The 19,828-nt window shown below is 68.8% G+C and carries 20 protein-coding genes; 10 read left to right on the forward strand and 10 right to left on the reverse strand.

Going from position 1 to position 19,828, the window contains the following annotated elements:
• The first annotated feature begins 14 nt into the window (after positions 1–14).
• Positions 15–386: a hypothetical protein gene (locus ACWDXS_RS20840; protein WP_379314018.1), complete on the forward strand. Its 372-nt coding sequence runs from the start codon at positions 15–17 to the stop codon at positions 384–386.
• On the opposite strand, the gene yczR is transcribed toward ACWDXS_RS20840, so the two are convergent.
• Positions 373–1,872: a MocR-like transcription factor YczR gene (gene yczR / locus ACWDXS_RS20845; protein ID WP_378995908.1), complete on the reverse strand. Its 1,500-nt coding sequence runs from the start codon at positions 1,870–1,872 to the stop codon at positions 373–375. The two genes, ACWDXS_RS20840 and yczR, sit on opposite strands and share 14 nt — an antisense overlap.
• Before the next feature lie 62 nt (positions 1,873–1,934).
• On the opposite strand from yczR, the gene ACWDXS_RS20850 reads away from it, so the two are divergent.
• The 3 genes from ACWDXS_RS20850 to ACWDXS_RS20860 all read left to right on the forward strand — a co-directional run bounded on the left by ACWDXS_RS20850 (position 1,935) and on the right by ACWDXS_RS20860 (position 3,796).
• Complete coding sequence (locus ACWDXS_RS20850; RefSeq protein ID WP_449967867.1) at positions 1,935–2,198, forward strand: hypothetical protein; 264 nt, start codon at positions 1,935–1,937, stop codon at positions 2,196–2,198.
• Positions 2,199–2,235: 37 nt separating this feature from the next.
• Entirely contained in the window at positions 2,236–2,799 is a 564-nt protein-coding gene (locus ACWDXS_RS20855) for a methylated-DNA--[protein]-cysteine S-methyltransferase (RefSeq protein WP_378995904.1), read from the forward strand.
• A 178-nt stretch (positions 2,800–2,977) separates the two neighbouring features.
• Positions 2,978–3,796, forward strand: a complete 819-nt coding sequence (locus tag ACWDXS_RS20860) for an alpha/beta fold hydrolase (protein WP_449967870.1) — start codon at positions 2,978–2,980, stop codon at positions 3,794–3,796.
• Here the strand turns inward: ACWDXS_RS20860 and ACWDXS_RS20865 are convergent, their stop codons facing one another.
• The 3 genes from ACWDXS_RS20865 to ACWDXS_RS20875 all read right to left on the reverse strand — a co-directional run bounded on the left by ACWDXS_RS20865 (position 3,797) and on the right by ACWDXS_RS20875 (position 6,687).
• On the reverse strand, positions 3,797–4,090 hold the full coding sequence (locus tag ACWDXS_RS20865; RefSeq protein ID WP_387445469.1) for a hypothetical protein: 294 nt from the start codon (positions 4,088–4,090) through the stop codon (positions 3,797–3,799).
• Positions 4,091–4,282: 192 nt separating this feature from the next.
• Positions 4,283–5,110 carry a hypothetical protein gene (locus tag ACWDXS_RS20870; protein WP_449967873.1) on the reverse strand — a complete coding sequence of 276 codons (828 nt, stop codon included), beginning with the start codon at positions 5,108–5,110 and terminating at the stop codon, positions 4,283–4,285.
• 287 nt (positions 5,111–5,397) lie between these two features.
• Positions 5,398–6,687: an adenylosuccinate synthase gene (locus tag ACWDXS_RS20875; RefSeq protein ID WP_378995895.1), complete on the reverse strand. Its 1,290-nt coding sequence runs from the start codon at positions 6,685–6,687 to the stop codon at positions 5,398–5,400.
• Positions 6,688–6,934: 247 nt separating this feature from the next.
• Here ACWDXS_RS20875 and ACWDXS_RS20880 point away from each other — a divergent pair, with 247 nt between their 5' ends.
• The 3 genes from ACWDXS_RS20880 to ACWDXS_RS20890 are packed head-to-tail and all read left to right on the forward strand — an operon-like array spanning position 6,935 to position 9,241.
• Entirely contained in the window at positions 6,935–7,564 is a 630-nt protein-coding gene (locus ACWDXS_RS20880; protein WP_449967876.1) for a hypothetical protein, read from the forward strand.
• The gene (locus tag ACWDXS_RS20885) at positions 7,561–8,349 is read left to right on the forward strand and encodes a site-2 protease family protein (protein ID WP_378655872.1); all 789 of its coding nucleotides are present in this window, start codon (positions 7,561–7,563) and stop codon (positions 8,347–8,349) included. Before ACWDXS_RS20880 ends, ACWDXS_RS20885 begins: the two co-directional genes overlap by 4 nt.
• 37 nt (positions 8,350–8,386) lie before the next feature.
• Entirely contained in the window at positions 8,387–9,241 is an 855-nt protein-coding gene (locus ACWDXS_RS20890; protein WP_449967880.1) for a glycosyltransferase, read from the forward strand.
• A gap of 2 nt (positions 9,242–9,243) precedes the next feature.
• On the opposite strand, the gene ACWDXS_RS20895 is transcribed toward ACWDXS_RS20890, so the two are convergent.
• The 3 genes from ACWDXS_RS20895 to ACWDXS_RS20905 all read right to left on the reverse strand — a co-directional run bounded on the left by ACWDXS_RS20895 (position 9,244) and on the right by ACWDXS_RS20905 (position 13,184).
• Positions 9,244–10,410 carry an FUSC family protein gene (locus ACWDXS_RS20895; protein WP_378995891.1) on the reverse strand — a complete coding sequence of 389 codons (1,167 nt, stop codon included), beginning with the start codon at positions 10,408–10,410 and terminating at the stop codon, positions 9,244–9,246.
• A 25-nt stretch (positions 10,411–10,435) separates the two neighbouring features.
• Positions 10,436–10,870, reverse strand: coding sequence for a DUF3151 domain-containing protein (locus ACWDXS_RS20900; protein ID WP_378633595.1), 435 nt, complete (start codon positions 10,868–10,870; stop codon positions 10,436–10,438).
• A gap of 1,816 nt (positions 10,871–12,686) precedes the next feature.
• On the reverse strand, positions 12,687–13,184 hold the full coding sequence (locus ACWDXS_RS20905; RefSeq protein ID WP_449967883.1) for a hypothetical protein: 498 nt from the start codon (positions 13,182–13,184) through the stop codon (positions 12,687–12,689).
• Positions 13,185–13,293: 109 nt separating this feature from the next.
• Between ACWDXS_RS20905 and ACWDXS_RS20910 the strand changes: the two genes are divergently transcribed.
• Both ACWDXS_RS20910 and ACWDXS_RS20915 read left to right on the forward strand, forming a co-directional pair.
• On the forward strand, positions 13,294–14,559 hold the full coding sequence (locus ACWDXS_RS20910) for an Rv0361 family membrane protein (RefSeq protein ID WP_449967886.1): 1,266 nt from the start codon (positions 13,294–13,296) through the stop codon (positions 14,557–14,559).
• Positions 14,560–14,657: 98 nt separating this feature from the next.
• A complete protein-coding gene (locus tag ACWDXS_RS20915; RefSeq protein ID WP_387445458.1) occupies positions 14,658–15,716 on the forward strand; it encodes a fused (3R)-hydroxyacyl-ACP dehydratase subunits HadA/HadB in 1,059 nt (352 codons plus the stop codon).
• 104 nt (positions 15,717–15,820) lie between these two features.
• Here ACWDXS_RS20915 and ACWDXS_RS20920 read toward each other — a convergent pair whose 3' ends face one another.
• Positions 15,821–16,498 carry an alpha/beta fold hydrolase gene (locus tag ACWDXS_RS20920; RefSeq protein ID WP_449967889.1) on the reverse strand — a complete coding sequence of 226 codons (678 nt, stop codon included), beginning with the start codon at positions 16,496–16,498 and terminating at the stop codon, positions 15,821–15,823.
• Positions 16,499–16,587: 89 nt separating this feature from the next.
• Between ACWDXS_RS20920 and ACWDXS_RS20925 the strand changes: the two genes are divergently transcribed.
• Positions 16,588–17,403 carry an AraC family transcriptional regulator gene (locus ACWDXS_RS20925; RefSeq protein WP_449967892.1) on the forward strand — a complete coding sequence of 272 codons (816 nt, stop codon included), beginning with the start codon at positions 16,588–16,590 and terminating at the stop codon, positions 17,401–17,403.
• Between the two features lie 66 nt (positions 17,404–17,469).
• On the opposite strand, the gene ACWDXS_RS20930 is transcribed toward ACWDXS_RS20925, so the two are convergent.
• Positions 17,470–18,588, reverse strand: coding sequence for a BTAD domain-containing putative transcriptional regulator (locus tag ACWDXS_RS20930; RefSeq protein ID WP_378995878.1), 1,119 nt, complete (start codon positions 18,586–18,588; stop codon positions 17,470–17,472).
• A gap of 30 nt (positions 18,589–18,618) precedes the next feature.
• The gene (gene fbaA / locus ACWDXS_RS20935; RefSeq protein ID WP_378633585.1) at positions 18,619–19,656 is read right to left on the reverse strand and encodes a class II fructose-bisphosphate aldolase; all 1,038 of its coding nucleotides are present in this window, start codon (positions 19,654–19,656) and stop codon (positions 18,619–18,621) included.
• Between the last annotated feature and the right edge of the window lie 172 nt (positions 19,657–19,828).

Here is a 19,828-nt window from a genome sequence, read left to right on the forward strand (position 1 = left end):
GAACCCCACCGAAGGTGCTCGCCGCCCTCATCGCGGTCACCACCTTCGGCGCGGCAGTGCTGTGCTTCATCCTGGCCGAGGGATTGTTCGACACCCGTACCGCGCAGATCGCCGAAAACCATTGCCACAGTGCGGCACCGGTGCCGGTGATGGTGAGCGTGCTGAACGGGCTGGCGACCGGGATGCTGCTGGCCGCCGCCGTTTCGCTGCTGTGTCTGCTGGTGCTGCTGTTCCGCTATCCGTCCGAACGCGGCGCCGTCGCGGTGCCGCTGACCGCGCTGGGGTTGGTGGCCTCGGTGCTGTTCATGTTCGGGGCGGGGTACGAAACCGTGCGCCCCGAACCGGCTTCCACCGGGCACAACCCGTGCGCGTTCAGTAGCAGGTGAGTGGCTGGAGCGGATCGGCGGCGCGGGGCGTGAGGGCGTCGTAGGCCGCGGCGATGGATTTGACGGCGATGCGTAGCTCGGCTTCGGGGTGGGTGTACGGCAGCCGGACGAAACGCTCGAACGCGCCCTGGACGCCGAAACGTGGTCCGGCGGCCAGCAATACGCCGTGATTGGGCGCGGTGGCGGCGAGCGCGGTGGAAACCGGGCTCGGCAGCTGGGCCCACACCGACATACCGCCCGCGCCGACCGTGATGTGCCAGCCGGGGAGGTCTTCGGCGACGGCGTCGAGCAGGGCGGTGCGCTGGGCGCGCAGCTGTTCGCGACGACGCTCGAGAATGGGTTCGGCGTTCTCGAGCAGGTGGACGGTGGCCAGCTGATCCATCACCGGGGTGCCGAGGTCGACCGTGGAGCGGATGCCGAGCAGTTTGGTGATCAGCGGCTGACTGGTACGGATCCAGCCGACCCGCAGGCCACCCCAGAACGACTTCGACGCCGAACCGATGGTGACGATCTCCGAGCCCTTCGCGAACGCGGCCACCGGCGGGGGCATGGTCCCGTCCGACAGGTTCAGCTCGCCCATCGACTCGTCGACGACGACGGTCATCCTGGTGTCGCGGGCGATGGCGGCCAGTTCGGCGCGGCCCTCGGCGCCGAGCAGCAGTCCGGTGGGGTTGTTGAAGTCGGGAACCAGGTAGGCCAGGGTGGCCGCGGTCTGCCGCGCCGTACTGCGCAGACCTTCGAGATCCCAACCGGCATCAGGGAATTCGGGCCGTAGCGGAATCGGAATGGGGCGGGCGCCGACGTCGCGGATGGCTTCGATGGCGTTCGGGTAGGACGGGTGCTCGATCAGAACCCGGGCGCCGGGCGAGGCGAGCACGTTGAGGAGCAGCCGAAGTCCGTGCTGCGCACCGAGGGTCACCAGGATCTGGTCCGGTTCCGTCGGCAGACCGCGCGCGGTGTAGCGGCGGGCCAGTGCTTCGCGCAGCGCGAGGATGCCGACCGGGTCCATCCCGTGGGTGCCGAGGTAGGACGGGATTCCTTGCAGCGCTGTCGAATACGCGTCGTGGAGTTCGGGGGACGCGGGCATCGCGGCATAGGTCATGTCGATGGTCGGCAGTTCCGGCTGCGCCATCAGGGCCATGATGCCGCGGCTGGGCTTGGCGCCGTCGTGCTGGATCGCGGGCGGCAGCGCGACAGTGCTGCGAGAACCCTGGCGGCTGATCAGGTAGCCGTGTTCGCGCAGCAGCGAATAGGTGGAGGTGATGGTGGTGCGGCTGACGCCGAGAGTCCCCGCCAGATCGCGCTCGCTGGGCAGGGCCACGCCGAGTGGGGCGCGGCCGTCGTGGATCAGCAGGCGGATGGCTTCGGCCAGGGCCAGGTAGGCGGGCCGGTGCGGGCGGCGTTCGGCCTCGCCGCCGGTTTCGGGATCACGCCACCGGCCGAGGTCGCGAGCCAAGCCTGCCGCACCGATCACTCTTGTCGCCATAAAGTCCAGTATTCCCTAAGTGGATATTTTGAAGCAAGGCCAGTGGGTGGATTCTTACTGGCATGACCACTTTCCTAGCCCTCACCGTTGCCGTTGCCTTCGGGTTGGCGGTCTACCACTTTTCGCCCAAGAAGGGCGAACTACCCTTCTGGCCCTTCCAATATCTGCCCCATGACCGGGCATTCGGCACCTACGACGAGCAACGCCTCTACCGGGATCTCGATGCGATGCGTTCCTACGAGGTGGGCGACTATGCAGTCCAGTCGCCCGAAACTGGCCTTGAAGTCCAGTCGACAGACACGCAGCGAGGGTCGCTCGCCGCGTGAGTGTGTCTTTGTCGGTGGGTCGGCGCACACTGTGACCATGAGTGACTCGACGCAGACCGAGACGGTGGTCTCGGCACTGTTCGACACCGCTATCGGGCTGTGCGCGATCGCCTGGCACGGTGACGCCGTTGTCCGGTTCCAGCTGCCCGAGGCCAGCGAGGAGGAAACCCTCGCCCGGATCACCCGGCCGTTCGCCGGGTCACCGGTGCCGGAGAGCGCGCCGGGGCCCGTGATCGTCGAGGCGATAGCGGGAATTCGCGCCCACCTCGATGGAGCGGTCGACGCACTGCGCTGGATCGAGGTGGACCTGCGGGGTGCACCGGAATTCCATCGCGCGGTATACGCGGTGACGCGCGAGATCGACCCGGGTCACACGCTCAGCTACGGCGATATCGCCGGCCGGATCGGGGCTCCCGGCTCCGCGCAGGCCGTCGGACAAGCGTTGGGGCGCAACCCGGTGCCGCTCATCATTCCCTGCCATCGGGTGCTCGCGGCCGATCACGCGCTGCACGGATTCTCGGCGCCGGGCGGGATCGGCACCAAGGCGCGGCTGCTGGAGATCGAACGGACGCCGGGCTTCGGTGAACCGATGCTGTTCTGATCGGCAACCCGTTCAGCAGCGCACCGATGAATTCTCGCGACGCGTCCCGTCTCAACGAACAAGATCGGACTCGCCCGGCTCGTACCAGCTGCCGGGTCCGCGAAACCCACGCGGACCTGCGGTCGAGATGATCGCGTACCGTCGAGCGCGGCGGCCCGTTATCGAGAGGAATTCCCCCATGCAGACTGTGACGTCGGCCGACGGCACCACGATCGCCTACGACCGGATCGGTGAGGGGACCGCCGGGACCGTCATCCTGATCGGTGGCGCCTTCAGCTACCGCGCGTTCCCCACGATGGTCGAACTCGCGCAGGCGCTGGCCGACGACTACGGGCTCACGGTGCTCAACTACGACCGGCGTGGGCGCGGTGACAGCACCGACTCCCCCGGCGTGTACGACGCGGCCAACGAGATCGCCGATATCGCGGCGCTGGTCGAGGCCGCGGGCGGGAAAGCGGCGCTGTTCGGCTGGTCCTCCGGCGCCGCGCTGGCGCTGCTGGCAGCGCGGTCCGTGCCCGGCGTCAGCGAGGTGGTGGCGTTCGAGCCACCGTTCGTGGTCGACGCGAAAGGCCATGTGCCACCGAAGGATCTGGCAGCCAAGCTGCACCCGATGATCGCGGCGGGCGATCGCGGGAAGACCGTGCGGTACTACATGACCAAGGCGATGGGGATGCCGTTGCTCATGGTGGCGGCGATGCGGGTGACACCCTTCTGGAAGACGCTGACGGCAACGTCGAACTCGACCGCGCACGACTGGGCCGTGATGAAGCCGTACATGCAGGGCAAGAAGCTGGACCCCGCCGACTGGCGAGGAGTAGAGGTGCCGGTGCTCGTACTGGCGGGCGACCGCACCGCACCGCTGCTCATCAAGGGCTCGAAGGCCGCCGCCCAGGTGCTCCCGAACGCGCGATTCGCCGAACTCCCCGGCGTGAGCCACAACCCCAAGATCTCGATCCTCGCCCCCGCCGTCGGCGAATTCCTCACCCGCACACAGTAATCAGGGCGGTGGTGGGTGATCGCGGAAGAACTGGCACGGCTCACCGGTGAGGTAGCCGTCCAGACACGCGAAATAGACCTGGACGCAGCTGTTACTCGTGCAACCGACGGTATAGAGCATCCCGCGAATGCGTTCGTTGCGCTGCTGCGAGGGGGCGAGAGTCTGCGCGGGCGGCGGCGCTGAACTCACCGGGGAGACGCTGGGCGAGGGAGCCGGGTCGTCCGGGGCGGCGCAAGCGGGCAGGACCGCCAGCGCGAGCAGAGCCGCCGCGGCTGACCCACGTCGCAGAGCCATCATCCACCTCCGTCCGAAACCCTTCTCGACGCTACCCCGGCGAGTATTCCGACGCCGAAGTGGTCGCCGGGGGCCGATCCCACCGGGATCGCAGGACTACGGCCGTGCGGTTGGGGACCTATTACGCCGAGCGCCCGGTCCGGCCGGAGTTCCGACCGGACCGGGCGATGGGTGAGCCCGGCCGACAACCGATCAGAGAGTCGCGCCGTAACCGCTGCCGAGCACGCCGCCTGCGACGGCACCCGCCGCGGCTGCGGGGACGCCGAGCACTGCGGCGCCGGTAGCCGCACCCGCCGCGGCGCCGATGGCAGCGCCCGCACCGGTGCTGGCGGCTGCGATCGGCCACGCCAGGGCAAAGCCCGCGGGAATCGCCGCCAAGGCGCTCGCGCCCGCGGTCGGGACCGCGGCCGCGGCACCGAGAATCGCGGCCGCACCCGCGGTGCCCGCGGCGCCCACCGCGAAGCCGACCCCGGCACCGATGCCGGCGCCGATGAGGCCGCCGCCGACCGCGCCGACCGCGGCAGCCGGAACACCCGCGATCGCGGCTCCGGCCAGCGCGCCACCGACGGTCGCCGCGGCGATCTTGTCCGAGCGGCTCGGGTTGATGCCGACCGAGCGGCCCTGGGTGGCGATCGCGGCTTCGGCGTCGGCGGCGGTGCCGTTCACACCATCGAGGACGTCGTTCGGAACCTCGTCCGGGACCGGGCTGGTGAAGTCGCCGATGCGCAGTGTCCGCTCGGGCGGGGCGATCGGGGCCACCGGCTCGACCGGCTCCGGAAGGTGGAGCTCCTCGATGACGATCGGCGGGGCCGGGGTGGTGTACTCGGGCACCGGGCGCGACTCCGGACGCTCAGGCGTGAGATGCCCGAGCGAATCCGGACCGTCGAACTTCGCCAGATCCGAGCGACCGCCTTCGTCGGCAGGCGACTCGGTGGTGACACCCGGCTGCACCGGAGCCACATTCACACCCGGCTGCGGCACCGCGATAGCGACACCCGCACAGGCGAGGGCCAATGCCATGGGCACCACCCCGATCACCGGCCGAGCGACCCGCCGCACCGTCGAAGAGTTCACATTCACAGACCGACGGATCACGCCGACACCCGCTAACACTCGAGGAGAACGGCACGTCCCCGCGTGCCGCCCCGCGACGATAGCGTTAGCCAGCTGGATGCCACAAATCGATAGCGAGTCCACATAATTCGCGCACACCGCCCTGACCAGTACCGATACTCGGAACCCCACCCAAAACAAAGGTCCGGTGCCGTAACCGGCACCGGACCTCCGACTGGTTTCCCAGGCTCACATCACCCGAGCACGTCGTGCCGAACGATCGTCTGGTCGCGACCCGGACCCACACCGATGCACGAGATCCGCGCACCCGACAGCTCTTCCAGCCGCAGCACGTACGCCTGGGCGTTGGCGGGCAGCTCCTCGAAGGTGCGGGCGTGGGAGATGTCCTCCCACCAACCCGGCAGCTCCTCGTAGATCGGCTTGGCGTGGTGGAACTCGGTCTGCGTAGTCGGCATCTGCTCGACCCGCTTGCCGTCGATCTCGTACGCCACGCAGATCGGCACCGTATCCAGCCCGGACAGCACGTCCAGCTTGGTGAGGAAGTAATCGGTGACCCCGTTGACGCGCGTGGCGTACCGGCTGATCACCGCGTCGAACCAGCCACAACGCCGCGCACGACCGGTGGTGACACCGACCTCGCCGCCGTTCTTGGCCAGGAACTCACCGAAGTTGTCGAACAGCTCGGTCGGGAACGGCCCGGAGCCGACGCGGGTGGTGTAGCACTTGAGAATGCCGAGCACCGTGTCGATCTTGTTCGGTCCGATACCCGAACCCACCGCCGCGCCACCCGCGGTCGGGTTCGACGAGGTGACGAACGGGTAGGTGCCGTGGTCGACGTCGAGCAGCGTGCCCTGCGAGCCTTCGAGCAGCACGGTGTCGCCGCGCTCGAGCGCCAGGTTCAGCTCGAGCCGGGTGTCGGAGATGCGGTGCTTGAACGATTCAGCCTGCTCGAGCACCTCGTCCACCACCTGCTGCGGGTCGAGCGCGCGGCGGTTGTAGATCTTGACCAGCACCTGGTTCTTGAACTCCAGGGCGGCTTCGACCTTCTGGGTGAGGATCTTCTCGTCGAGCACGTCTGCCACGCGGACGCCGACGCGGGCGACCTTGTCCTGGTAGCAGGGACCGATACCGCGACCGGTGGTGCCGATCTTGCGGTTGCCGAGGAAGCGTTCGGTGACCTTATCGATGGCCACGTGATACGGCATGATCAGGTGCGCGTCAGCGGAGAGCAGCAGGCCGGAGGTGTCGACTCCGCGCTCTTCCAGACCGGCCAGTTCGTCGAGCAGCACGCCCGGGTCGACGACGACACCGTTACCGATGACGTTCTTCACACCGGGGGTGAGGATGCCGGACGGAATCAGGTGCAGCGCGAACTTGTCGCCATTGGGAAGAACCACCGTGTGGCCGGCATTGTTGCCGCCCTGGTATCGGACCACCCACTGCAACCGCTCACCGAGCAGGTCTGTAGCTTTGCCCTTACCCTCGTCGCCCCATTGGGCACCGATGAGGACGATTGCCGGCATTTCGGAGTCTCCTACAGATCGACGGCAGCACACGCGGCACTGCAGCTACCTGCCGTACTGAGGCGGTGGCCGGAGACACAGTCTAGCCGACGCCTGATCAGGTCCCGTCGACCTGCCCCGCCGGAGCGGTTCGACCCCGCCCTACCGCACCTGCCCTGATCGGTTACGGTTACCAGTCGGCAGTGATTTTGCGTGACCGAGGAGGGTGTACCGCAGTTTGAGTACCCACGTTCTCCGATGCGGTGAAATGCCGGTCCCGATCGCGCTCTCCTCGTTACCCAACACCCAGACCGGGCGTGTCCCCGATGTCGCGGTGATCGACGAGTTGCTTCCGGTGCTGGCTGCCGACAGCCTGCCGCGCCTGATCGTGCTCGGCGCCGATGCCTCGCTCGCGGCCGTGCTCACCCATCTGATGCGCACCGAGCGATTGCACGTCGAAGTCGGTTTCGTCCCGGTCGACACCACCTACGCCTCGCGGGTCTATCAGACCGGAACCGGCAACGGCGCCGCGAAGCGCGCGGTGGAGGGCCGGGCGATCGAGACCCCGCTGATCCGCGACGACACCGGCACCGTGCTGGTCGGCCGCGCGAGCATCACCGGTGTCGACGGCGCGAAGCTCGAGGGCGAAGCCTATGTCGACGACACGCTGCTGTTCACCGGCAAGGTCACCACGATGCTGATCTCGCCCACGATGACCATGCCCGGCGTCCGCGCGCGAGTGCGCAAGGGCCTGCGCAAGCGCACCTGGGTGTCCGGCCGCGCCGCCCAGCTCGGGACGCCGGGGGCGGTCGTCACCCGCGACGGGATCACCGCCGAACGTCCCGTCCCCCGCTCGACCTTCTATCGATTCGAACAACCCTGGCTATTGGTGCGATGACCTATTCCTTCCCCTCGGATCGGCGGTCCGGGCACAGCGCGGTCCGGCCGAGCCCGGTTTTCCTGCTGATCGTCCTGATCACCGTGGGCGGCGGTGCGCTCGCCTGGGACGCCGACATCGATTCGGTGCGCGCCAAGGTCGGCGTCTTCGTGCTCGTGGTGTTCGGCTGGATCATCAGCTTGTGCCTGCACGAGTTCTCCCACGCGTACGTGGCGTGGCGGGCAGGCGATCACGAGGTGGAGGTGCGTGGGTATCTCACGCTGAATCCGCTGAAGTACAGCCACCCGGTGCTGTCGATCGGTCTGCCGCTGGTGTTCATCGCGCTCGGTGGCATCGGGTTGCCCGGCGGTGCGGTGTATGTGGACACGACACGGTTCAAGACGAGTGTGCAGCGCCTGGTGAGCGCGGTCGGACCCGCGTCGAACGCGCTGTGCGCGGTGGTGCTGCTGATCGTGATCCGGGCTTTCGGCTCGGTCGCCGAACATCCCGCGTTCTGGTGCGGGCTCAGCTTTCTGGCGTTTCTGCAGATCACGGCGTTTCTGCTGAACATTCTGCCGGTGCCGGGGCTGGACGGCTACGGCATCATCGAGCCGTCGCTGAGTTACCAGACCCGGCGCTCGCTCGATCAGTTCAAGCCCTACGGCATGTTGATCCTGTTCGCTGTCATCTTTTTCACCCCGCTGAGTCAGGTGTTTTTCAACGGTGTTTACGCATTGTTCGAACTGTCCGGGGTACCTGAGGTGTGGGCCGCCTATGGTGGCCAATTGACCCGATTCTGGCGTTAGCCTCGGGTCAGCATCGACCCTGGAACGGAAATTGCGTATGAGCTCCACCGGATCGTCCGCTGTCCTGTCCGTCGTCATCCCGGCGCTCGACGAAGCAGCGGGCATCACCGCATGCCTCGAGCGCCTCGTCGACCAGGACACGATCGATGAGATCGTCGTCGTCGACAACGGCAGCACCGACAACACCCGCGAGATCGTCGCCGAACTCGCCGCCCGACATCCCAAGATCGAGCTGATCTGTGAGCCGCAGCCCGGCGTCGCGTTCGCTCGCAACACCGGCTTCGACAAGGCTCGCGGCGACTACCTCGGCCGCATCGACGCCGACACCCTCGTCTCCCCCGAGTGGGGCGCCACCGTGCGCGCCCACCTCGACTCCTACTCGGACACCATGGCGGTGACCGGCATCAGCACCTATCACGACTCCCCGATCGGCATCTTCCTCGCGGCCGCGATCGGCGGCCAGGAACGGCTCGGGATGATCAAGACCCAGCCCGTCGGCAATGTGCACGGCGCCAATATGGCGATCCGGCGCTCGGCGTGGGACCAGGTGCGTGCCGCCACCACCACCCGTCGCGACCTGCACGAAGACCTCGACCTGGCGCTGTGCCTGTCGAAGGCGAAGCTGCGCATCGACCAGCTGCCTGCGCTGCGGGCCGAGATCTCCGCGCGCCGTCGCAAGACCCCGCCGGACGTGTGGTGGCAGTACCAGTTGCGCGGCCTGCAGACCATCGCCAATCAGGGCTACGCCATCGTGCCGTTCCACCGCGCGGTGATCACCGGCGCCTGGATCATGCACACCTCGCAGTGGCCGATCTACCGGGCGTGGGATTTCGATCGCAAGCGTTTCTCGCTGCGATCGGGGCGCCCGCGCGTTTCCCCCGTCGGCAACTGAAGTCACTCCTCGGGCGTCACATACGGATTGGGCACAGTGGGCGGAAGCAGAGCGATCGCCGAGATGCGCTGCATTCCGCACACCACCATCAGATCCACCACGATCGAGCGCAGCTGCGCGAACACGACATGCGCCGACAATCCCGCCCCGACAACGAGTTCGGGGCGGGCAGCCTTGGCGACGCCGCGCAACGAGGTGAGAGCTTCGGCCTGATCGGGTTGCTCGCCCGGATCGGCCAGCATCATCTTGCGGACCACGTCGGTGGCGTGGCCCAGCTGGTCGACCAGGTCGATCAGGCGCGGATCGAGGACCTCGTCGTCACGGACCAGAGTGAGCGAACGGCGCAGCAGCACGCGGGTATTGCGAACGGCGTTGTCGAGCGGATCGGCCGCGTTGTGGATGCGTTCCAAACGCTTTCGGGAGTTCCAGTACAGCGGTGAGATGCGGCTGATCTCACGGCCGCCCGCGAGCGCGTCGCGCAGGGCGTCGATCTGGGGCTGGGTGTCGCGCACCGCCGACAGCGAGTCGGAGACCTTCGTCGAGTTCTGTTCGAGCAGGCCCTCGGCGCAGGTGATCATCGATTTGCTCATCACCGACAGCACGCCGGCAGCGTGTTCGCGGGCGCGGCGCACCGGGTGCAGGGGGATCAGCGCGACCATCACCACACCGACGAGTCCGCCGATCAAGGCGTCGATCATGCGGTTCGGACCCGCGCCGGGCGCCTGATTCAAGGTCGAGACCAGCACGGCCGAACCCGCCGCCTGCATGGTCATGAGCGCGCCGCTGCCGAGAAAGACCGACACCGACATGGCGCCGCCGACCACCAGGGCCACCTGCCAGACGCCGGTCCCGACCTGCGCGATGAACAGGTCGCCGATGCCGATGCCGACCGCGACACCCACCACCAGTTCCACCGACCGGCGCACTCGCGCACCGAACGAGATACCGATGGAGACCACCGCGGCGGTCGGGGCGAAGAACGGTTCGATGTGGCCGACGAGGTTGTGGGCGATGAACCACGCCAGCCCGGCGCCGAGCGCGCACTGGATGATCGGAATCGCCGAGAGCCGCAGGCGCTCGATCGACGCCCGGTACCGGCCGACGGTGCTGACCTTGGCGGCCGCGACAACCGGAGTGGCGACGGCGACGAAAGGCTTGTGTTCGCTCACCTACGACTCGGACCCGGCCACTGGCTCAGTCCAGGCCGAGTTCGTTCGCCGCGCGCGGGTCGCAGTCTTCGAGCAGGTCGAGGCAGCGCGCGTACTCCTCGGTCTCGCCGATCGTCTTCGCGGCGCTCGCCAGCGCGCCGACGCTGCGCAGGAAGCCCTGGTTGGGTTCGTGACTCCACGGGACGGGGCCGAAACCCTTCCAGCCGTTGCGCCGCAGCAGGTCGAGGCCGCGGTGGTAGCCGGTGCGGGCGAAGGCGTATGCCGCGACGGTGTCGTGGTTCACCTCGCCGCCGGCGCGCTGCAGAGCGGCTTCCGCCAGCTGGGCCCACGCGATCGACGCGGCCGGGAACTGCGCGGCGACATCGACCGGGTCGGTGCCCGCGGCAATGGCGTCCTCGGCGTCGATCAGTTCGGGAAGGAGGACCGGCTGCGGTCCGAGCAGGTCACCGAAGGAGGTCATGGGTTCATTGTGCACCGAGGCTGTGGCAGTCGCCGACCGGCCCGCCGCTCAGCGACCGGCGGTCTCGCCCGCGCAGCGCCCGTCACGCATGCCTTCACCTTCGCTCGGGCTGTGCGCGGCACGCCCGGAACCCCGCCCTGCGACGTCGGCTGTCGCCCTTCGCTCCGATCGCGCGCGCAGGCTCGCGACCACTCGGCGGTCGCACCTCGGGAGCCTGCCTGTCTCTTCGCCGCCGCCGTGCGCGCGAGACTTGGGACCGCTTCGCCGCTGTGCCTATTAGGCTGAGCGCAGAGTGCAACGTTCGAGCCTGAGCGAGGGGTACAGAGGTGTCCGACCCGACCGACGAGAACAACCCGGCAGCAGAGTCCGCCGGTCCCGGCGCGCCCGGCCAGCGTGACGATTCGTCCGCGTCCCCTCCCGGCGCACCGGAGTCGGTCACCGAGCCGGACCGGGCGACGAGACCGCCGGTGGGTCCTGATGAGACAGTGGTGATCCGGCGAGGAGATCTGCCGGGTCGACCCGATGACGGTGCGCGCGTGCAGGACGCACGTTCCGGTGGGACGCAGCCCGCCGCGGGGCAGGGCGATCAACCCGGAGGTGCTCAGCGCCCGGGTGGTCCCGATACACCTGGTGGTGCTCAGCGCCCGAGTGGTCCCGATGCACCCGGTGCTCCTCAGCGCCCGGGTGGGCCCGTGGCTTCCGGTGGATCGCGGGCGCAGAGTGGATCTGTACAAGAAGGACCTCGCGCGCCGCAGGGTAACGCCGCTGGTGGGCGGCCGGACAGCACTGCGCCCGGCGCCGGACAGGGTTCCGCGCGACAAGGCACTGTGCCTGGCGGGCAACAGTCTTCGGGACCGGGTGCACAGCAGTCGTGGGGCCGCCCGGGGTTCACGCCCGATGGGGCGCGGCCGGGAACGGGACAGCCGGGCAATGTTGCTGGTACTCAACAACCTTCAGGCCGCCCGGGCAATACGCCCGGTGCACAACCGTATTCGGGCCAGAACGGGCCGCGTGCCGCGGGCCCGGCCGGCGGGCCCGGTTCGCCGCAGGGCGGCGGACCACACGTGGGACGCGGGCCGAGTGGACCCCAGGCGGGTTTCGGGCCGAGCGGTCGTCCCGGTTCGCAGCAGCCAGGTGGACAACCAGCGGGACGCGGGCCGAGCGGCCCGGGTTCGCCGCAAGCGGGTGGACCGCAGGCGGGACGCGGACCGAGCGGCGGGCCCAGTTCAGCGCAAGCGGGTGGACCGCCCGCGGGCCGTGGGCCGGGTGGCCCGGGATCGCCGCAAGCGGGGCGCGGGCCCAGCCCTCAAGGTGGTGGACCGAATCCGGGGTACGGACCGGGCGGTGGTCCAGATTCGCAGCGGGCCGGTGGACCTCGCGTCGAGGGTGGAAACGCCGGTGCGCCCGGCGCTCGGCAGGCGGGCGCACCGAGCAATGTGAGCGGTGGATCGCAGCCCGCCGGATCGGGTGGCGAGGCGCGAGTCGGCGGACCCGGTGGTGGCTCGCCTTCCGCCGGGCGGCAGGGGAACGCGCCCTCGGGATCGAATGGCCGATCAGCGGACCAAGGGGCGGAACAGGATTCAGCTGACGGCGGCTCGCCGTTGGCCGGATTGTCGAAGGGGTTGCCCGGCGGGAGCCGGGACGACCGAGCGAAGGTTTCGGGCCCAGCGGCTCGGGACGAGCAGGGTTCCGACATCGCCGGACCGGACGCGCCGACGACCGCGATGCCGATTCCCGGGCGGAACCCGTCGGTGGGGCGCGGGGGTTCGGCAGATGACCGCACAGTGAAAATGGGTGGCTCCCAGGCGAAATCGGCTCAGGCCGATGTGCCGACTGCCGCGATGAACAGGGCCGATCTCGCGGCGGCGTCGGATGCGGAGTACGGCGACGAACCCACACCGAACGACGCCACCGCACGTGGCGCGGTGGCGGGAGCAGCGGCGGCAGGCGCCGTCGCCGCAGGTGCCGCGGCGGCGAGCGGCGGATCCGACGAGACGTCGGATGCGCGAGGCTCGACGTCGAACGCCGAGGACAGCTCCGACACACGGGCGCAGGACGGCGACAGCTCCGCGGAAGGGACCGCAGCCGAAGCTGATTCGAATGCGTCCGCCACCGCAGAGCAGAAGTACGACCCGACCGCCGCGGCGAAGACGAACACCGAAGCCGACTCTGTCACGACCACCGGGTCCACAGCTTCACGGCCCGCGAGCACCGCACCCTCACCTGCCGAGCAAGCGGCGGACGCCGAGGCAGCAGGCGCACGGTCCGCGGCGACAGGGTCCGCAGCCGCCGGGTCCGCAGCCACAGGGTCCACGACAGCAGGATCCACGGCCGCAGGATCCACAGCCGCACAGTCCGCGGCGGCAGGGTCCGCAGCCGCCGGGTCCGTAGCCACAGGGTCCGGGGCAGCAAAGTCCGGGGCCGTGCAGTCCGGTGCTGTTGCGGGACAGGGTGACTCGCGGGGCGACAAGCCGGTTGATGTCGACGCGACCGAGAAGTTCCAGACCAGTGGGCCCGAGGACGCGGGCTCCGGGGCCGAGGATCGGACCGTGGCGATGCGGACGGTGAGTGCGGCGGATGCGCCGACCACCGCGATGCCGGTGCAGCGGGCGAAGACCGCCGGGCCGGGTGGAACCGACCGGGTGGTGCCACCCGCCGGTGGGCGGCCCGCGATGACGCCGCCGCCGAATACTCCCCGCGGTCCCGCCGGTCCCCGACAGGCCGGACAGCCCGGGCTCGGCGGTCCTACCGGCCCCGGACAGCACCCCGCGGGTCCGGGACAGCAGGGACCGTCGGGTCCCGGCCAATACGGGCAGGGACCAGCACGCGGCCAGCAAGGGCCTGCCGGCTCGCGGCCCGGCGGACCCGGGCCTGTCGGTCCAGGACAACAGGGCCGAAGCCAGCACGGGCCCGCCGGTCAGCAAGGCCCGGCGGCTGCCGGCGAGCGAGGACCCGCCGGTCCCCAGCAGTTCGGGCCCGCTGCGGCCGGTCTGTCAGGACTCGCGGCTGCGGGCAACCAGTCCCCCGGTGGCACCGCCCCGGCCGATTCCGACCAGCAGGGAGTCGAGGAGACTCAGCCGTCGCCGCCTCGCGGCCCGGGTGCGCCGCAGCGGACAGGTGGATCGGCGCCTTCGCCCGCGGATATCCAGCCGACTCGACCCGCCCAGCAGTTGGCCGAGGGTCAGCGGCAGGTGGCGCCGCCGCAGCGGATCGGGTTCGAGCAGGGCGAGGAGGCCGGTGCGCCCGGCGCCGAGCGGTCCAAGAAGTGGCTGCTGGCTGCCGGTGGCGCCGCGGTGCTGGTCGTCGCCTTGATCGCGACGGTCGTGGCACTGATGGGCGGTGCGGACGATTCGCCCGAGGGACAGGTGAAAGCGGTGATCGGGGACTACACCGACGCGCTGCGCAGCGGTGACCTGGAGGACCTGCGGGCGAGCACGTGTGGCGATCTGCACACGTTCTATCAGGGCATCAGTCCCGAGCAGTTCAAGGGCGTGCACGACGTCTCGACCGAGCGCGGTTCCATTCCGGTCGTCGACAGCGTGGACGCGGTCCGGATCACCGGTGACACCGCCCTGGCCCAGGCCACCGTGTACACCACGGCGGATCCGTCGAAACGGACCGCGCGGACGTTCGACCTGCAGCGCACCGACGGTAGCTGGAAGGTGTGTGATCCCGCGGGCACTCCCTGATCGTGCGTAGACCCGTCGTAGTGGGCAGTTCTGCCTGCTATGACGGGTCACACATAACTGGTGATCCAGATGGGTGAACAAGTAAAGTTTTCCGGATCATGAGCAGGGAACAGACAGTGGAGCAGCCGGACATCGATGCTGTGGTCCCGGATGCGACGCTGGTCGGTCAGCGCTTCGCGTTCCGCGATCACTACGAAGTCGGCCGCGAGAAGATCCGGGAATTCGCTCGCGCGGTGCAGAATCTGCACCCCGCCCATCAGCAGGAAGTCGACGCGCGCAAGCTCGGCTACGACGGGGTGATCGCCCCGCCGACCTTCGCGTCGGTGATCGGCATGACCGCCACCCGCGCCCTGCTCGACAGCGTGCTCACCGAGTACGACCTGTCGCAGGTGCTGCAGACCGACCAGGTCTTCGAGCTGTTCCACCCGATGCTGGCGGGCGACCGGATCAGCACCGAGATCGAGATCGAGTCGATCCGCCAGTTCGGCGACAACGACTTCATCAACGTCGGCTTCAAGCTGCGCAACCAGCACGACCAGGTCGCCGTGCAGGGCACCACCACGATCGTGGCCCGCCGCGGCATCGAGGTCGACCCCAATATCGTCGAGGCCGTCGAGAACATCAGCATGCACCCGCGCCCCGACACCATCGGCGGCGTCGGCGCGGGCGATCTCCTGATCCGCCACACCGGCCCTGCCCCCGCGCTCCCCGCGCGCGAAACCGTCGCGGTCAACACCACCCCCGAATTCGACTCTCTGACAAAGGGAACCGAACTTCCCCCCGCCACCGCCCGCCTGACTCGCGGCGACCTGGCCAATTACGCGGGCGTCTCCGGCGACCCCAACCCGATCCACTTCAGCGACCGCGCCGCCGAACTGGCCGGGCTCCCCACCGTGGTCGCGCACGGCCTGCTCACCATGGGCCTGGCCGCGCAGTACCTGACCGACTGGCTGGGCGACCCGACCGCCATCGAGAAACTGAGCGTCCGCTTCTCGGGATTCGTTCCGGTTCCCCCCGCCGAGGCAGGCGTCATCGAATTCTCCGGAAAGATCAAGTCGATCGACAGCGATCGCCGCGCGGCAACCGTCCTGCTGAGCGGAATCTCGGAGGGCCGCAAGCTCTTCGGCCGAGCGGCAGCCGAAATCCGCCTGACGTAACCCATCACCCGGCCCGCCCCCACGACTCCTGGGCGCACGCAGCCCCACCGGCCGCTCGGACCTTCTGCGGTCGGCGGGCTGTTGCGGTGCGGCACGCCCACTCTTCACCTCAGCAGTAGATCGGCGACGGCACCTGGGGCCTCGCGCATCGCGTTGTGGCCGGATGGGATGTCGTGGACGTGCCAGCCGGGCGCGGCTCGGAGCCGGGCGCGGAGTCCGGCGAAGGGAGTGTCGTCTTCCCACCCGGAGCAATAGATGAAGTCGCGCCGGGGGACGCGGTCGACGGCGCCGGTGAGCCGGATGCTCTGGACAAGGGAGGCCAGTGGGTGGGGGCGGCGGCGAGGTTCGCCGCCGTGCGGGGCCCGAAACGGTGGGCGCACGGCGTAACCCGTGTCTGCCGCGCCTTCGACGAACGACTGCCGGTAGGCCTCGGTGGTCAAGGACCAACACGATTCGCCGTCGCGCGGAACGTAGGCGTCGAGATGAACCAGACGAGAGATGCGGCCCGCGGCGCGGTCGGCCGCGGCTGAGATCACCATCCCGCCATAGCTGTGTCCGACGAGCGTCGCGTCGGTGATCTGCGCGGTCTCCAGCAGGCGCACGACGTCATCGGCGTGTGTGTCGAGGTTGGCGCGCGCCACAGTCACGCCATCCTCGTCGGGCCGCAGTCCCGTCAGGGTCAGGGCGTGGACGGTGTGCCCGGCGGCCTCCAGCAGCGGAGTCACCGCCTCGAACGTCCAGGATCCGTGCCACGCGCCGGGGACGAGGATGAACGTTGCCATGGCAGATCTCCCTTTTTGGATCACTCACGAAGGACCAGACCAGATCACCACTTCCGCAGGCCGGCGCGCCACCGATAAACTGCCTCCTGATGCCCATTCCTCGCCAACCGACCGATCCCACGGGCGTGACCTCGCTTGTGTGGCCGTCCGGCGGACGGCACCTGTGGCTGTCGGGCGGCTCCAGCTCCGTGCAGTCGCACGCACGCGGGCACCTGGTCTACGCTGCCACCGGCGTTTTGACCGTCCACACCGACCACGGCATCTCCATCGTTCCCGCCGACCGGATTGCGTGGACACCCGCTGGAATCTCCCACCGGCACAGCGCCCACGGCAACACGGACATGCGGATCGTCTTCGTCTCGGCGTCCCTGGCCAGGCGCATACCGGACCGGCCTGCGGTGTTCTCGGCCACCGACCTCGCGCGTGAGCTCCTGCTCGCCCTGACCGGGCCGCACATATACGGCGACGCCGCGCCGGGCTATAGCCCTTCGGCGCGCACCCGTCTCCTTCGGGTCCTCGTCGACGAACTCAGAGAGACGCAGGAGCAGCCCCTCTACCTGCCGGAACCACGGGACGACCGCCTGCGGGCCCTCGCGCGAAAACTGTCCGACAACCCGGCGGACAACAGCTCGATGGCCGAGCTCGGCAGGGCGATCGGTGCCAGCGCCCGCACCCTCAGCCGGCTGTTACACAACGAGTTCGGCATGACCTTCTACGAGTGGCGCACCCAGCTACGCATCTACCACGCCCTCGTGCTTCTCGCCGATGGATACGACATCACTCGAACCGCCTACGCCTGCGGATGGGCCAACCCCAGCGGCTTCATCACCGCCTTCACGAACATCATCGGCAGTACTCCTGGCCGCTACCGAGCCAACCGACAGAGCGCGGTGACCAGCCCCTGATCCCGAGTGGCAATCAATCGAGCTGCGCCGCACCCGACCGTCGACCCAGGCCGAGCGGACCCACCCCTACTTCACCGCGATGAACACCAGAACCGTTCCGCCGATACGGATTACGTCCCCGTCGGCCAGCAGTGCCCCGTTGTCGATCGGCACCTCGTTGACATAAACCCCGTTGGCCGAGTGCAGATCCTTGATCAGCAGCCCGGCACGGCTGGGCATGATGTGCGCGTGATACCGGCTCGCTTTCGGATCATCGAGAACGAGTTCGTTATCCGTCATCCGGCCGATCCTGATCCCCCCGTGGGGAATCGGCAGCGTCCGCCCATCGGCGAACCGCAGATTGCCGTTGCGAATCGACTGCGGCACCTCGGTGACGGTCTCGGTCATCGCCGCGGCCACCTGGTCAGATCGCCTGGACGCCAGCACATTCAACGGCTCCTGGCGCAGCACCTGCCGCTCCAGCTCGATCAGCGCGGCCCCCGGGTCGATTCCCAGCTCCTCGGCCAGCACGTTGCGCACCCGCCGGCACGCCTCCAGCGCGTCCGCCTGCCGCCCGGACAGATACAGCGCGGTGATCAACTGCCCCCACAGCGGCTCGCGCAGCGGATGCTCGTTGGTCATCGACACCAACTCGCCGATCACCGACGACGCCCGGCCACAGGCGATTTCCGCATCGACGCGCGCGGAGACGGCCAGTAGCCGCTCCTCGTTCATCGCGGTGGCGAACCCGTCGGCGAATTGCAATCCGGCCAGGTCGGCCAGTGCCCGCCCGGTCCATTCCCGCAGCGCCGCACCGAAAAGGTTGGCGGCACCTGGGTGGTCACCGACGTCCAGACACCGCGAGCCCGCTTCGCGCGCACTCTCGAAACGTCCGAGATCGCATGCGGTATCGGGGATTTCGAGCCGATAACCCGCACCCTCGGTCCGCAGCACCTGCGCGGAATCGATCCCGGCGTTGCGCAGCGCTTTACGGATGTTCGACACGAACACCTGCAGGCTGGCCGCGTAGGAATCCGGCGGGTCCTCGTTCCAGACCATCTCGGCGAGCACAGCAGAAGACACCGCGCGCCGCCGATTGACGGTGAGCGCGGCAAGGAGGGCGCGCGGCTTGGGCCCGCCGACCGCTACCGGCTCGCCGCCGACGAGCAGTCGGACGGGCCCGAGCACACGGACATCAAGACTCATGAGCTCGGGCCCCGTTGGTTGGTACGAAAATCAGAAACTGCTCACGGAGCGTCCGGCCGACTTCAGGTCGTTGCAGGCCTCGGTCACGCGCGCGGCCATCGAGGTCTCGGCCTTCTTCAGGTAGCTGCGCGGATCGTAGACCTTCTTGTTGCCGACCTCGCCGTCGATCTTCAGCACACCGTCGTAGTTGGCGAGCATGTGACCGGCGACCGGGCGGGTGAAGGCGTACTGGGTGTCGGTGTCGACGTTCATCTTCACCACGCCGTAGCGCAGCGAGTCCTCGATCTCGGACTTCAGCGAGCCCGAACCACCGTGGAACACGAAGTCGAACGGCTGCGCACCGGACTCGAGGCCCAGCTTCTCGGCCGCGACGCGCTGACCCTCGGCCAGCACCTCGGGCTTGAGCACCACGTTGCCCGGCTTGTACACACCGTGCACGTTGCCGAAGGTGGCGGCCAGCAGGTACTGCCCGTTCTCGCCCGCGCCGAGCGCGGCGATGGTCTTCTCGAAGTCCTCGGGCGAGGTGTAGAGCTTGTCGTTGATCTCGGCCTCGACGCCGTCTTCCTCGCCGCCGACCACACCGATCTCGACCTCGAGGATGATGTTGGCCGACTTACAGGCCTTCAGCAGCTCCTGGGCGATCTCGAGGTTCTCGTCGATCGGGATGGCCGAGCCGTCCCACATGTGCGACTGGAACAGCGGGTTCAGACCGGCGTTCACGCGGTCCTGCGAGATCGCGATCAGCGGACGCACATAGGTGTCCAGCTTGTCCTTGGGGCAGTGGTCGGTGTGCAGCGCGATCGTCACGTCGTACTTCGCGGCGACTATGTGCGCGAACTCGGCCAGTGCCACCGCGCCGGTGACCATGTCCTTCACGCCCAGACCGGAGCCGAACTCGGCACCACCGGTGGAGAACTGGATGATGCCGTCACTGCCCGCGTCGGCGAAGCCCTTGATGGCGGCGTTGATCGTCTCCGACGACGTGCAGTTGATAGCCGGGAACGCGAACGAGTGCGCCTTGGCCCGGCCGAGCATCTCGGCGTAGACCTCCGGGGTCGCGATAGGCACAGCAGTGACCTCCGTCTTGTGGGGAGCAAAAACCAATTCTGTCAGGCCACACCCTAAATTAGGAAGGCGAACGCGAGATCACCCGGTGGGCTGAGGTTCACCCGCAGGGCACTCATGTCACAGATCGGACCGGTACTGTGGGGGCCGTGACTTTGCTGGCGGTATCCGATGC

The sequence above is a fragment of the Nocardia sp. NPDC003183 genome, from assembly GCF_053590715.1.